This is a genomic window from Burkholderia sp. 22PA0106 (genome assembly GCF_047497155.1).
In the GTDB taxonomy this organism is placed as follows: domain Bacteria; phylum Pseudomonadota; class Gammaproteobacteria; order Burkholderiales; family Burkholderiaceae; genus Burkholderia.
In genome coordinates, this window is sequence record NZ_CP163163.1 from 2,319,793 (window position 1) to 2,333,813 (window position 14,021).

The window sequence follows — 14,021 nt, forward strand, 5'->3', positions numbered from 1 at the left end:
TCTAGTGTTTTTAAGCGGTCTGGCCGAGCAGCAGCACCGCCAGCGGCAGCACCGGCAGCAGCGCATCGACACGGTCGAGCACGCCGCCGTGGCCCGGCAGCAACCCGCTCGAATCCTTGACGCCGGCCTGACGCTTGAGCAGCGATTCGAACAGGTCGCCGATCACGCTGTACACGACCAACACGGTCAGTGCAGCGAAGGCGCCCGGTGCACCGAAGCGCTGCGCAAGCGATGAAAACAGGGTCGGTTCGAAAGCATGCAGGCCGATCGCGAGGCCCGCGACGATCATCACCGCCAGCCAGCCGCCCGCCGCGCCTTCCCAGGTCTTGCCCGGGCTGATCGACACGGCCAGCTTGTGCTTGCCGAACGCTTTGCCCGCGAAGTATGCGCCTATATCGGCGAGCCACACGACAAGCAGCAGCGACAGCACGAACGGGATGCCGGCCGCGCGCGCGGCAACCACGGCGTGCCAGCAGGCGGCGAACACCACCAGGCCGGCCACCAGCAGGAACGGGCGCCAGGCCCGCTCGGCCAGCACCGGCTTGCGCCAGAGCGCGAACGGCCCGGCCAGCAGCCAGAACACCGCCGCCGCTTCGATCAGGGGGCGCGACGGCCCGAAGCCGGTATCCACGCCGCCGCCAAGCTGCATGCTGGCGCCGAGCGCCACGGCCGCGACGAGCGCATAGACCACCGAACCGGCAGCACCCAACTTGAGCAGACGTGCCCATTCCCAGGCGGCGAACACGAGCACCAGCGCGATCAGCGCGCCAAATGCCGCAAGCGGCGCGAACAGCGTCACCGGCAGCAAAATGGCCAGCAACACGACCGCCGTGACAACACGGGTCTTCAGCATGAAAGGGAGTCGACGTCCTGAGACTGGGGTTCGAGCTGGGCGCTGGTTCGGCCGAACCGGCGCTCGCGATCGGTATAGGACGCAAGCGCATCGGCCAGCGCATTGGCGTCGAAATCGGGCCAGAACTTGCCCGTGAAGTAGAACTCGGTATAGGCAAGTTGCCAGAGCAGGAAATTGCTCACGCGCTGTTCGCCACCGGTACGGATGAACAGGTCGGGCTCCGGCGCATAGGCCATCGCCAGATGCTCGGCGAATGCCGTTTCGGTCACCTCGACCTCGCGGCCCTCGCTGACGGCCTGCGCGATCAGCTTCCTGGTGGCCTGCAGGATGTCCCAGCGGCCGCCGTAGTTCGCGGCGATGGTCAGCGTCAGGCGCGTGTTGCGCGCGGTCTTGGTTTCCGCGCGGCGGATCAGCTCGCGGATGCGCGGCTCGAAACGGTCGAGATCGCCGACCACGCGCAGGCGGATGCCGTTCGCGTGCAGCTTGCCGACCTCGCGCTCGAGCGCGGTAATGAACAGCCGCATCAGGAACGACACTTCGTCGTTCGGCCGCCGCCAGTTCTCTGAACTGAAGGCGAACAGCGTCAGATATTCGACGCCGGCGCGCGCGCACCCTTCCACGACCGACCGGACTGCGTCGACGCCGCGCGTATGTCCCGCCACGCGCGGCAGGCGACGCTCGGTCGCCCAACGGCCGTTGCCGTCCATGATGATCGCGATGTGACGCGGCACGATGGCCACGTCGGGTACGCGAACGGTAGAGCTGGTATAAGTCATGGCCGCAGAGACAGTAACCGAGGGAAAAAGTGCAACGCGCGCGTTGCGCGTCAGACCGTCATGATCTCGGCTTCTTTCGACACCACGAGCTTGTCGATTTCGGCGACGTGCTTGTCCGTCAGCTTCTGGACTTCGTCGCTGGCGCGGCGCTCGTCGTCTTCCGAGATTTCCTTGTCCTTGACGAGCTTCTTCAGTTGCTCGTTGGCATCGCGGCGCAGGTTGCGCACGGCGACCTTGGCCGTTTCGCCTTCGCTCTTGACGACCTTGGCCAGCTCGCGGCGGCGCTCTTCCGTCAGCGCCGGCATCGGCACGCGAATGCTGTCGCCCGAAGTGGCCGGGTTCAGGCCCAGATCCGATTCGCGGATCGCCTTTTCGACCTTGGCCACCATCGGCTTTTCCCACGGCTGCACGCCGATCGTGCGGGCGTCGACCAGCGTCAGGTTGGCCACCTGCGAGATCGGCACCATCGAGCCGTAGTAATCGACCTGAACGTGATCGAGCATGCCCGTGTGCGCACGGCCCGTACGGATCTTCGCCAGATCGTTCTTGAACGCATCGATCGAGCGCTGCATCTTCTGCTCGACGCCCTTCTTCACATCAGCGACACTCATTTCAACCTCCGAAACCTTCGAACCTTCAAAACGGCACAGGCCGGCATATCGCCAGCGGCGTCATGCCCGGCCTGAGTCGGCGTGATTTTATACGTGGACGAGCGTACCTTCGTCCTCGCCCTGCACGATACGCTTGAGCGCACCGGGCTTGTTGATCGAAAACACGCGAATCGGCAGCTTCTGGTCGCGGCACAGCGCAAAGGCGGTGGCGTCCATGACCTGCAGATTGCGGCCGATCGCTTCGTCGAAGCTGATCGTCGTGTAACGCGTGGCGGACGGATCCTTCTTGGGATCGGCCGTGTACACGCCGTCGACCTTGGTAGCCTTCAACACCACTTCCGCACCCACTTCCGAGCCGCGCAGCGCGGCGGCCGTGTCGGTCGTGAAGAACGGGTTGCCGGTGCCGGCCGCGAAGATCACCACCCGGCCTTCCTCGAGCTGGCGGATCGCGCGGGGCCGGATGTACGGCTCGACGACCTGATCCATGCGCAGCGCCGATTGCACGCGCGCCTCGATGCCGGCGTGGCGCATGGCATCCTGCAGCGCCAGCGCGTTCATCATCGTCGCGAGCATCCCCATGTAATCGGCGGTCGCGCGGTCCATGCCGGCCGCGCCGCCTGCCACACCACGGAAAATGTTGCCGCCGCCGATCACCACGGCCAGTTGCGTGCCGAGACGCACCACCTCGGCGATGTCCGCCACCATCCGCTCGATCGTCGCACGGTTGATGCCGAAGGCATCATCGCCCATCAGCGCTTCACCGGAAAGTTTGAGGAGGACGCGTTTATAGGCATTGGGCATAGGGGCTTCCAGGCGACGAGAGGATGACAAGCACGAACTGTAGGGGCGAAATACTGATTCGGGCAAGCGCTGCCAAATTGTGTACCGGAACCCAGGCACACTCCGGGCGCTACCGAACCGCGGCGGGGCGAGCGCCCGCCGCGGGTACGACATGACTGCGTGAGGCTTACTGCTGCTTGGCTGCCGCGACTTGCGCCGCCACTTCGGCGGCGAAATCGTCCTGGCGCTTTTCGATGCCTTCGCCGACCACGAACAGCGAGAACTGTTGCACCGCAGCATTGGCGGCCTTCAGCATCTGTTCGATCGTCTGCTTGTCGTTCTTCACGAACGGCTGGTTCAGCAGCGAGACTTCCTTCAGGAACTTCTGGACGCTGCCGTCGACCATCTTGGCGACGATTTCAGCCGGCTTGCCCGATTCGGCAGCCTTCTGCTCGGCAACGCGGCGTTCCTTTTCGATCAGCTCGGCCGGAACCTGTTCCGACGACAGCGAGACCGGCTTCATGGCCGCGACGTGCATCGCGACGTCCTTGCCGACCTGCTCGTCCGCACCCGTGTACTCGACGATCACGCCGATGCGTGCGCCGTGCAGGTACGTGGCGATCTGGTTGGCGGTTTCGAGGCGCACGAAGCGGCGGATCGAGATGTTTTCACCGATCTTGCCGACCAGGGCCAGACGCACTTCGTCGACCGTCTTGCCGTCGAGCGGCAGGGCTGCCAGGGCAGCGACGTCGGCCGGGTTTTGCGTGGCGACCAGTTCGGCCACCGTCTTGGCGAAGGCCAGGAAATCGTCGTTCTTCGCGACGAAATCGGTTTCGCAGTTCAGTTCGACCAGCGCGCCGGCGCCGTTGCCGACGAACGCCGTGACGATGCCTTCGGCCGTCACGCGCGATGCTGCCTTGCTCGCCTTGTTGCCGAGCTTCACGCGCAGCAGTTCTTCAGCCTTGCCCAGATCGCCGTCGGCTTCCGTCAGCGCCTTCTTGCACTCCATCATCGGTGCATCGGTCTTTGCGCGCAGTTCTGCCACCATGCTTGCGGTAATTGCCGCCATCATTCGCTCCTTGAGTCTGTATTCACAACGCCGCCCTTCGACCCGGACGGCGGGCATTCGTTTCCGACGATTTGCGCCGGCGCACGATTTTTCGCGCCCGACACGCCACGCTCCGGGGAAAAGCGGCTTAAAAAAGGGGGCCTGTTCAGAGCCCCCTTTTTGCGCCGGCTCGGAACCGGTTACGCGTTCTCTTCGACGTACTCGTCGTCGCCACGCACTGCCTGGACCACTTCGTTGACCGCATTGGCACGGCCTTCGAGGATCGCGTCGGCCACGCCTTCGGCGTACAGCGCGACAGCCTTGCTCGAGTCGTCGTTACCCGGGATCACGTAATCCACGCCTTCCGGCGAATGGTTCGTATCGACCACGGCGATGACCGGCACGCCCAGCTTGGCGGCTTCGGTGATGGCAATCTTGTGGTAGCCGACGTCGATCACGAAGATCGCATCCGGAATGCCGCCCATGTCCTTCACGCCGCCGATCGACTTTTGCAGCTTGGCGATTTCGCGTTCGAACAGCAGCGCTTCCTTCTTGCTCATCTTCTCGGTTTCACCCGATTCGACAGCCGCTTCCATGTCCTTCAGGCGCTTGATCGATACCTTCAGCGTCTTGAAGTTGGTAAGCATGCCGCCGAGCCAGCGTGCGTTCACGAACGGCATGCCCGCGCGTTGCGCTTCCTGAGCGATCGTGTCGCGCGATTGACGCTTCGTGCCGACGAACAGGATCGTGCCACGGTTTGCTGCCAGTTGACGCACGTACTTCTGTGCATCCGTGAACATCGGCAACGTCTTTTCGAGGTTGATGATGTGAATCTTGTTGCGATGACCGAAAATGAACGGGGCCATCTTCGGGTTCCAGAAGCGCGTTTGGTGACCGAAGTGGACACCGGCTTCCAGCATTTGGCGCATCGTGACTGCCATGAGAGTAATACTCCGCTAGGGTTTGGGTCTTAAGCCGGCTGCCGTATCGCGGCAAAGTTGCGCGCGACACCCAGGGGGTGCGCCGGCTTGCGATTCGGTGCTCGCGAAACCGCGCGCACCGTTCAGTTCCGAGCCATTCTTGCAGGAATTGCAAGCGGATCGAGACTTAGCCAAAGAGTATAGCACGCCGAAATGACGACTCTCAAGTCATCCGTCGCTTTGCCGATCGAGGCGCCATTCGGGCAAACCCGTTATCGATCCGTCCCTTCCATTTTGCCGACACAACGTGACGCGCCGATGTCGGCCTCGCGCGGCTGCACCACGGCGGCGCACCGCCCCGCTCCCCGCCGCCAAGCGAAACCCTCGCCGGACAACGGCTCCGACCACCCCCAGAAGGTGCGATAATCCCGTAATTACACGCATTGTTTTCAGGCACTGAATCATGGCCATCACGATCAAGAACGAACACGATATCGAGCAGATGCGCGTCGCCTGCCGGCTTGCGAGCGAAGTGCTCGACTACATCACGCCGTTCGTCGTCGCCGGCACCACGACGGGCGAGATCGACCGCCTCTGCCACGAGTACATGAGCAACGTGCAGGGCACGATCCCGGCGCCGCTGAACTACCAGCCGCCCGGCTATCCGCCGTACCCGAAGGCGATCTGCACGTCGGTCAACGACGTGATCTGCCACGGCATCCCCGGCGACAAGGTGCTCAAGAACGGCGATGCGGTAAACCTCGACATCACCGTGATCAAGAACGGCTACTTCGGCGACACGAGCCGGATGTTCCTGGTGGGCGAAGCATCGATCCTGGCCAAGCGCCTCGCGCAAACCACCTACGAATGCATGTGGCTCGGCATCGAACAGGTGCGCCCCGGCGCGCATCTGGGCGATATCGGCCACGCCATCCAGAAGCATGCGGAAAGCCGCGGCTACAGCGTCGTGCGCGAATATTGCGGGCACGGCATCGGCACGGTGTTCCACGAAGATCCGCAGGTGGTGCACTACGGCCGCCCGGGCACCGGCATCGAACTCGTCGAAGGCATGATCTTCACGATCGAGCCGATGATCAACGCCGGCAAGCGCGATATCCGCACCATGCCCGACCAGTGGACCGTCAAGACGCGCGACCGCAGCCTGTCCGCGCAGTGGGAACACACCGTGCTGGTCACGCCGACCGGCTATGACGTGCTGACGGTGTCGGCCGGCACGCCGGCGCGGCCCGAGCTCGAGGCGCTCGTCGCCTGACCTCGCGGCGCGGGCCATGCACACGGCCCGCGCCGAATCGTATCGAGCCACACCCGGTTTCATCGCGCCGATGCCTGACCGCATCGCCCCGCCGTTCCACCCGATTCGCCCGCCCCGTCACCCATGAGCGTTATCGCCATTCCCGACATCGAAGCGCCGCTGCGCAAGGCCGAGTTCCGTGCCGTCAAGGCCGAGCTGATCGCGCGCTTTCGCGCCGCGACCCATGTCGAAGCCCTGATGCGCGCGCTGTCGCGCGCCACCGACGACGCCCTGCGCCAGATCTGGACCGAATGCGGCCTGCCCGGCTCGCTGGCGCTGGTGGCGGTCGGCGGTTTCGGGCGCGGAGAACTGTCCCCGCATTCGGACGTCGATATCCTGGTGCTGTTGCCCGACACGCATGCCGGCGAGTTCGACACGCGTATCGAGCGCTTCATCGGCATGGCCTGGGATCTCGGGCTGGAAATTGGCAGCAGCGTGCGGACCGTCGGCGAATGCATCGACGAAGCGGCGCAGGACGTGACGGTGCAAACCTCCCTGCTGGAGGCGCGCCGCATCACGGGCAGCATGACGCTGTTCAAGCGCGCCGTGACGCGCTATCGCGAGGCGCTCGACCCCCTCGCGTTCTTCCAGGCCAAGGTGCTGGAGATGCGTCAACGTCACGCGAAATTCCAGGACACGCCGTACAGCCTCGAGCCGAACCTCAAGGAAAGCCCGGGCGGCCTGCGCGACCTGCAGACGATCCTCTGGATCGCGCGGGCCGCCGGCTTCGGCAATAGCTGGCGCGAACTCGACGCGCGCGGCCTGATCAGCGCGCGCGAGGCCCGCGAGCTGCGCCGCAACGAGGGTTTCCTGAAGGCGCTGCGCGCGCGGCTGCACGTGATCACGGGCCGCCGCCAGGACATCCTCGTGTTCGACCTGCAGACGCAGGCGGCCGAGAGCTTCGGCTATGTGCCGACCGCCGCCAAGCGCGCCAGCGAGCAACTGATGCGCCGCTATTACTGGGCGGCCAAGGCCGTCACGCAGTTGGCGACCATCCTGATCCAGAACATCGAGGCGCAACTGTTCCCGGCCACCAGCGGCATCACGCGCGAGTTGTCGCCGGGCCGTTTCGTCGAAAAGCAGGGCATGCTCGAAATCGTCTCCGACGACGTGTTCGAGCAGCACCCCGACGCCGTGCTCGAAGCGTTCCTGCTGTACGAAACCACGCGCGGCGTGAAGGGCCTGTCGGCGCGCACGCTGCGCGCGCTCTACAACTCGCGCGACGTGATGAACGGCGCGTGGCGGCGCGACCCGCGCAACCGCGCCACGTTCATGAAGATCCTGCAGCAGAACGAGGGCATCACGCACGCGTTCCGCCTGCTGAATCAGACCAGCGTGCTGGGCCGTTATCTGCTGAACTTCCGCCGCATCGTCGGGCAGATGCAGCACGACCTGTATCACGTCTACACGGTCGACCAGCACATCCTGATGGTGCTGCGCAACATCCGCCGCTTCGCGGTGGCCGAGCATGCGCACGAATATCCGTTCTGCAGCCAGCTGATCGCGAATTTCGAGCGGCCTTGGGTGCTGTACGTGGCGGCGTTGTTCCACGACATCGCCAAGGGCCGCGGTGGCGACCATTCGAAGCTCGGGATGGACGACGCGCGGCGCTTCTGCCGCGAACACGGCATCACCGGCGACGATGCCGCGCTGGTGGTCTGGCTCGTCGAGCAGCATCTGACGATGAGCCAGGTCGCGCAGAAGCAGGACACGAGCGACCCGGAAGTCGTCAAGCGCTTCGCCGCCGTGGTGGGCAACGAGCGCTGGCTGACGGCGCTCTACCTGCTGACGGTAGCCGACATCCGCGGCACCAGCCCGAAGGTGTGGAACACCTGGAAGGGCAAGCTGCTCGAGGATCTGTACCGGGTCACCAGCGCCGTGCTCGGCGGCGCGCGGCCCGACGCGCACTCGGAGCTGCAAACGCGCCGCGACGAGGCGCTGGCCCTGCTGCGTCTCGAAACGGTGCCGGCCGACGTGCACAAGCCGCTTTGGGATCAGCTCGACGTCGGTTATTTCCTGCGCCACGACGCGGCCGACATCGCCTGGCAAACGCGTGTGCTGTACCGGCACGTGCATGCCGAAACGGCCATCGTGCGCGCCCGGCCGTCGCCGGTCGGCGACGCACTGCAGGTGCTCGTCTACGTGAAGGACCGCTCGGACCTGTTCGCCGGGATCTGCGCCTACTTCGACCGTAACGGGCTGTCGGTGCTCGATGCCCGCATCAGCACCACCAAGCACGGCTACGCGCTCGACAATTTCATCGTCACGCAAACCGAGCACGACGTGCAGTATCGCGACATCGCGAATCTCGTCGAGCAGCAGCTCGCCGATCGCCTGTCGAGTTCGACACTGCTGCCGGAGCCGTCGAAGGGCCGCCTCTCGCGGCTCTCCCGCAGCTTCCCGATCACGCCCCGCGTCGACCTGCGCGCGGACGAGCGTGGTCAGTACTACATCCTGTCCGTGTCGGCCAACGACCGGCCGGGCCTTCTCTATTCGATCGCGCGCGTGCTGGCCGAGCATCGGGTCGGCGTCCATGCGGCGCGGATCAATACGCTCGGCGAGCGCGTCGAGGACGTGTTCCTGCTCGACGGCGCCGGCCTGTCCGACAACCGCCTGCAGATCCAGGTCGAAACCGAATTGCTGCGCGCGATCGCAGCCTGACTGAATACCAGCGTTTATGCGCACCAAACTGACCATCAAGAATCCCCGTCCGGCATCGCCGTCCCGCGCCCCGGTCCGCTCAGGCAGCCTCGTCGGCCGCAAGGCCACGCGTCCCGCGCCCGATCCGGCCGGCGCGAAACCCAAATCGGCCGGCAAGGCCGGCCCGCGCCCGGCAGGCGGCAAACCGGCCGGCCCACGCGGTCCGCGGCCGGAAGGCCGGCCGGCGCGTGACGGCGAGCGCCCGCGTTTCGGGGATCGGCCGCCGCGTGAAGGCGGAGCGCGATTCTCGCGTGATGGGGATCGTCCGCAACGCAGCAGCGAAGGCCGCCCGGCGCGCGATGGCGAACGCCGGAGTTTTGGCGACCGTCCGCCGCGTGAAGGTGGCGCTCGTTTCTCGCGAGATGGCGATCGCCCGCAACGCAGCGGCGAAGGCCGCCCGGCACGTGATGGTGAACGCCCGAGTTTTGGCAATCGTCCGCCGCGCGAAGGCGGTGCTCGTTTCTCCCGTGATGGTGACCGTCCGCAACGCAGCAGCGAAGGCCGCCCGGCACGTGATGGTGAACGCCCGAGTTTTGGCAATCGTCCCCCGCGCGAAGGCGGCGCGCGTTTCTCTCGCGATGGTGATCGCCCGCAACGCAGCGGCGAAGGCCGCCCGGCGCGTGATGGTGAACGCCCGAGTTTTGGCAATCGTCCCCCGCGTGAAGACGGCGCTCGTTTCTCCCGCGATGGTGATCGCCCGCAACGCAGCGGCGAAGGCCGTCCGGCGCGTGATGGTGAACGCCCCCCGCGTGAAGGCGGCGCTCGTTTCTCCCGCGACGACGACCGTCCGCAACGCAGCGGCGAAGGCCGTCCCGCTCGCGATGGCGAACGCCCGCGTTTCGGCGATCGTCCCCCGCGTGAAGGCGGTGCTCGCTTCTCTCGCGACGGCGATCGCCCGCAACGCAGCAGCGAAGGCCGTCCGGCGCGTGACGGTGAACGCCCGAGTTTTGGCGATCGCCCCCCGCGTGAAGGCGGCGCTCGTTTCTCCCGCGACGGCGACCGTCCGCAACGCAGTAACGAAAACCGCCCGGCTCGCGACGGCGAACGCCCGCGCTTCGGCGACCGTCCCCCGCGTGAAGGCGGTGCTCGCTTCTCCCGCGACGGCGATCGTCCGCAACGCAGCAACGAAAGCCGCCCCGCCCGCGATGGCGATAGCCCTGCACGCTTCGGCGACCGCCCCCCGCGTGAAGGCGGTGCTCGCTTCTCCCGCGACGGCGACCGCCCGCAACGCAGCAGCGAAAGCCGCCCCGCCCGCGATGTCGAACGCCCTGCACGCTTCGGCGACCGTCCCCAACGCGAAGGCGCCCCCCGCTTCTCGCGCGACGGCGACCGCCCGCAACGCAGCAGCGAAAACCGCCCCGCCCGCGACAGCGCCGAACGCGCCGCCCCCTCGCGCCTCAAGACCGCGCAACCCGTCAAGGCACGCGCCGAATCATTCGAGTCGGAAGACGAAACGGGCATGATGCGTCTCTCGAAGCGCATGTCGGAGCTCGGCCTTTGCTCGCGCCGCGAAGCGGATGAATGGATCGAAAAGGGCTGGGTGCTCGTCGACGGCGAACGCATCGACACGCTCGGCACCAAGGTCCGCCCGGACCAGAAGATCGAAATCGACGATCGCGCGCAAGCCGCGCAAGCCGCGCAGGTCACGATCCTGCTGCACAAGCCGGTCGGCTATGTGTCGGGCCAGGCCGAGGACGGCTACGAGCCGGCCGTCACGCTGATCACGCGCGAAAACCACTGGAGCGGCGACCGCTCGCCGCTGCGCTTCTCGCCGATGCAACTGCGCGCGCTCGCGCCGGCGGGCCGTCTCGACATCGATTCGACCGGCATGCTGGTGCTCACGCAAAACGGCGTGGTCGCCAAGCAACTGATCGGCGAGAATTCGGACGTCGACAAGGAATATCTGGTGCGCGTGCGCTTCGGCGAGCAACTGATCGATATCGATCAGCACTTCCCGGCCGAATTGCTGGCGCAACTGCGTCACGGCCTCGAACTCGACGGCGTTGCGCTGAAGCCCGCGATGGTGAGCTGGCAGAACGGCGAGCAGTTGCGTTTCGTGTTGCGCGAAGGCAAGAAGCGCCAGATTCGCCGCATGTGCGAGCTGGTGGGGCTGGAGGTGATCGGCCTGAAGCGCGTGCGGATGGGCCGCGTGATGCTGGGCGCGCTGCCGCAAGGCGAGTGGCGCTACCTGTCACCCGACGAGACGTTCTGACGATGCGTTGACATCGCGATATCGCGCGATGCGAAACGCAAACGGCGCCGGCGAACCCCAAGGTTCCCGGCGCCGTTTTTTCATTCGGGCGCGGCTCGCACGCTCGACGCTCAATCGTCGGCGTTCGGGTCCAGGCCCGGAAACAGCACTTCGGTGAAGCCGAACTTCGAGAAATCGGTGATCCGCATCGGATAGAGCTTGCCGATCAGGTGATCGTATTCATGCTGCACGACGCGCGCATGAAAACCCTCGGCCACGCGATCGATGCGCTTGCCGTACTGGTCGAAGCCGCCGTAACGCACCTTCGCGTAGCGGCTCACCACGCCGCGCATGCCCGGCACCGACAGGCAACCTTCCCAGCCCTCCTCCATGTCCGGCGGCAAATACTCGACGCTCGGATTGATCAGCACCGTCTCCGGCACCGGCGGCGCGTCGGGATAGCGCGCGTTGTTGCCGAAGCCGAAGATGATCACCTGCAGATCGACGCCGATCTGCGGCGCGGCGAGCCCCGCGCCGTTGGCGTGATGCATGGTCTCGAACATGTCGGCGACGAGTTCGTGCAGCGCCGGCGTGTCGAACGCATCGACCGGCTTCGCGACTTCGAGCAGGCGCGGATCGCCCATCTTCAGGATTGCGCGAATCATGATGGTGTCTCCCCCTTGAGCAGTTGATGCATCCCGTCCTCGTCGAGCACGGGGATGCCGAGTTCCTCGGCCTTGGCGAGCTTGCTGCCCGCTTCGGCGCCAGCAACGACGTAATCGGTTTTCTTCGACACCGAGCCGGTCACCTTCGCGCCGGCCGCTTCGAGCATGGCCTTCGCGTCGTCGCGCGCGAGCGTGGGCAGCGTGCCGGTCAGCACGACCGTCTTGCCGGCCAGCACGCCTTGCGGCTCGCGGGGCGCGGGCGGCCCCTCCGGCCATTCGACCTTCTCGCGCAACTGCGCGATCACCGTGAGGTTGTGTTCCTCGGCGAAGAACTGGTGCAGCGATTCGGCCACCACTGGCCCGACGTCGTTGACTTCGAGCAGTTGCTCGGGCGTGGCGTCGATGATCGGCTGCAGCGAACCGAAATGCTTGGCCAGATCCTTGGCGGTGGATTCGCCGACATGGCGAATGCCGAGCGCGTAGATGAAGCGGCCGAGCGTGGTGTGGCGCGCCTTTTCGAGCGACTCGAGCAGGTTCTGCGCCGACTTGTCGGCAAAGCGGTCGAGCGCGGCCAGCGTCCCGAAGCCGAGATGGAACAGGTCGGCCGGCGTGCGCACCAGGTTCTGCTCGACGAGCTGATCGATGATCTTTTCGCCGAGGCCGTCGATATCGAGCGCGCGGCGCTGCGCGAAGTGCCACAGCGCCTGCTTGCGCTGGGCCGGGCAGAACAGGCCGCCCGTGCAGCGGGCGATCGCCTCGTCGGGCAGGCGCTCGATCTTCGAGCCGCACACCGGGCATTCGGTCGGCATCACGAATTCGGCCGCGTCGGCCGGGCGGCGATCCATCAGCGCCGACACCACTTCCGGGATCACGTCGCCGGCGCGCCGCACGATCACGGTATCGCCGATGCGGATGTCCTTGCGGCGGACTTCGTCCTCGTTGTGCAGCGTCGCGTTGGTCACGGTCGCGCCGCCGACGAACACCGGTTCGAGCCGTGCAACCGGCGTGATGGCGCCGGTGCGGCCGACCTGCACGTCGATCGCGACCAGCCTGGTCAGCGCTTCCTGGGCCGGGAACTTGTGCGCCAGCGCGAAGCGCGGCGCGCGCGACACGAAACCGAGCCGCTCCTGCTCGTCGCGCCGGTTGACCTTGTAGACCACCCCGTCGATGTCGTACGGCAATGATTCGCGCCGCTCGCCGACCTTGCGGAAGAAATCGAGCAGGCCGTCGGCGCCCTGCACCACGGCGCGCTCGCGATTGACCGGCAGTCCGAACGATTCGTACCAGTCGAGCAGGCCGCTGTGCGTGTCGGGCATCGGCGCGCCGTCGAGCACGCCGATGCCGTAGGCGAAGAACGACAACGGCCGCTGCGCCGTGATCTTCGAATCGAGCTGGCGCAGGCTGCCGGCCGCCGCGTTGCGCGGGTTCGCGAACTCGCGCTGCTCGGCCTCGCGCTGCCGTTCGTTCAGGCGTGCGAAATCGCGCTTGTACATCAGCACTTCGCCGCGTACGTCGAGCACGGCGGGCGGGTTGGCCCCCTTCAGCGTGATCGGAATCGATTTGATGGTGCGGACGTTTTCGGTCACGTCCTCGCCCGTCGCGCCGTCGCCGCGCGTGGCGGCCTGAACGAACTTGCCGTGCTCGTAGCGCAACGAGATCGCCAGCCCGTCGAACTTCAGTTCGCAGGCGTATTCGACGGGGTCGGTGGCGGTGCCGGCCAGATCGGCCGGGGCCTTGTCGAGCATGTCGGACACGCGCTTGTCGAACGCGGCGATGTCCTCGTCGGCGAAACCGTTGTTCAGCGACAGCATCGGCACGTCGTGCACGACCGGCGTGAAGCCCGTGGACGCCTCGCCGCCGACGCGCTGCGTGGGCGAATCGGGCGTGATCAGGTCGGGTTGGTCGGCCTCGATCTGCTGCAGCTCGCGAAACAGCCGATCGTATTCGGCGTCGGGCAGATCGGGCTGGTCGAGCACGTAATACGCGTGATTCGCGCGCTCGAGTTCGTTGCGCAACCAGGCCGCCCGATCGGACGGCTGGCTGGCTGGCGGTTCTACTGGGGATCGGGCCATGCTGGCGGCACTTGCTCTCGTGACAATCGAGTCAGGATTATCTCAGGCGGCGTGCGCTTGCGCACCGTCTGTCTCGCACCTGCCGGCCCTGCC

General features: G+C 66.2%; 11 protein-coding genes. 3 read left to right on the forward strand and 8 right to left on the reverse strand.

Annotated elements, in window-relative coordinates; genetic code table 11:
• Positions 1 to 10 precede the first annotated feature (10 nt).
• From AB4850_RS25075 to rpsB, 6 genes are all read right to left on the reverse strand, one after another.
• Entirely contained in the window at positions 11 to 853 is an 843-nt protein-coding gene (locus AB4850_RS25075; protein WP_414442184.1) for a phosphatidate cytidylyltransferase, read from the reverse strand.
• Positions 847 to 1,629: a polyprenyl diphosphate synthase gene (gene uppS, locus AB4850_RS25080; protein ID WP_414442185.1), complete on the reverse strand. Its 783-nt coding sequence runs from the start codon at positions 1,627 to 1,629 to the stop codon at positions 847 to 849. The genes AB4850_RS25075 and uppS overlap by 7 nt, the downstream gene beginning before the upstream one ends.
• 50 nt (positions 1,630 to 1,679) lie before the next feature.
• On the reverse strand, positions 1,680 to 2,240 hold the full coding sequence (frr, locus tag AB4850_RS25085; RefSeq protein ID WP_414442186.1) for a ribosome recycling factor: 561 nt from the start codon (positions 2,238 to 2,240) through the stop codon (positions 1,680 to 1,682).
• Between the two features lie 87 nt (positions 2,241 to 2,327).
• Positions 2,328 to 3,041, reverse strand: a complete 714-nt coding sequence (gene pyrH / locus AB4850_RS25090; protein WP_414442187.1) for a UMP kinase — start codon at positions 3,039 to 3,041, stop codon at positions 2,328 to 2,330.
• 166 nt (positions 3,042 to 3,207) lie between these two features.
• Positions 3,208 to 4,089 carry a translation elongation factor Ts gene (gene tsf, locus AB4850_RS25095; RefSeq protein WP_414442188.1) on the reverse strand — a complete coding sequence of 294 codons (882 nt, stop codon included), beginning with the start codon at positions 4,087 to 4,089 and terminating at the stop codon, positions 3,208 to 3,210.
• A gap of 179 nt (positions 4,090 to 4,268) precedes the next feature.
• Positions 4,269 to 5,009, reverse strand: coding sequence for a 30S ribosomal protein S2 (gene rpsB / locus AB4850_RS25100; protein WP_414442189.1), 741 nt, complete (start codon positions 5,007 to 5,009; stop codon positions 4,269 to 4,271).
• Positions 5,010 to 5,451: 442 nt separating this feature from the next.
• On the opposite strand from rpsB, the gene map reads away from it, so the two are divergent.
• The 3 genes from map to AB4850_RS25115 all read left to right on the forward strand — a co-directional run bounded on the left by map (position 5,452) and on the right by AB4850_RS25115 (position 11,212).
• Complete coding sequence (gene map, locus AB4850_RS25105; RefSeq protein ID WP_414442190.1) at positions 5,452 to 6,261, forward strand: type I methionyl aminopeptidase; 810 nt, start codon at positions 5,452 to 5,454, stop codon at positions 6,259 to 6,261.
• Between the two features lie 123 nt (positions 6,262 to 6,384).
• Positions 6,385 to 8,961: a [protein-PII] uridylyltransferase gene (locus AB4850_RS25110; protein ID WP_414442191.1), complete on the forward strand. Its 2,577-nt coding sequence runs from the start codon at positions 6,385 to 6,387 to the stop codon at positions 8,959 to 8,961.
• Between the two features lie 16 nt (positions 8,962 to 8,977).
• Positions 8,978 to 11,212 carry a pseudouridine synthase gene (locus AB4850_RS25115; protein ID WP_414442192.1) on the forward strand — a complete coding sequence of 745 codons (2,235 nt, stop codon included), beginning with the start codon at positions 8,978 to 8,980 and terminating at the stop codon, positions 11,210 to 11,212.
• A 110-nt stretch (positions 11,213 to 11,322) separates the two neighbouring features.
• Here AB4850_RS25115 and def read toward each other — a convergent pair whose 3' ends face one another.
• Both def and ligA read right to left on the reverse strand, forming a co-directional pair.
• Positions 11,323 to 11,856 (reverse strand): peptide deformylase, encoded by a 534-nt coding sequence (def, locus tag AB4850_RS25120; protein ID WP_414442193.1) that lies wholly within the window; start codon positions 11,854 to 11,856, stop codon positions 11,323 to 11,325.
• Positions 11,853 to 13,928, reverse strand: coding sequence for an NAD-dependent DNA ligase LigA (ligA, locus tag AB4850_RS25125; RefSeq protein WP_414442194.1), 2,076 nt, complete (start codon positions 13,926 to 13,928; stop codon positions 11,853 to 11,855). The genes def and ligA overlap by 4 nt, the downstream gene beginning before the upstream one ends.
• Between the last annotated feature and the right edge of the window lie 93 nt (positions 13,929 to 14,021).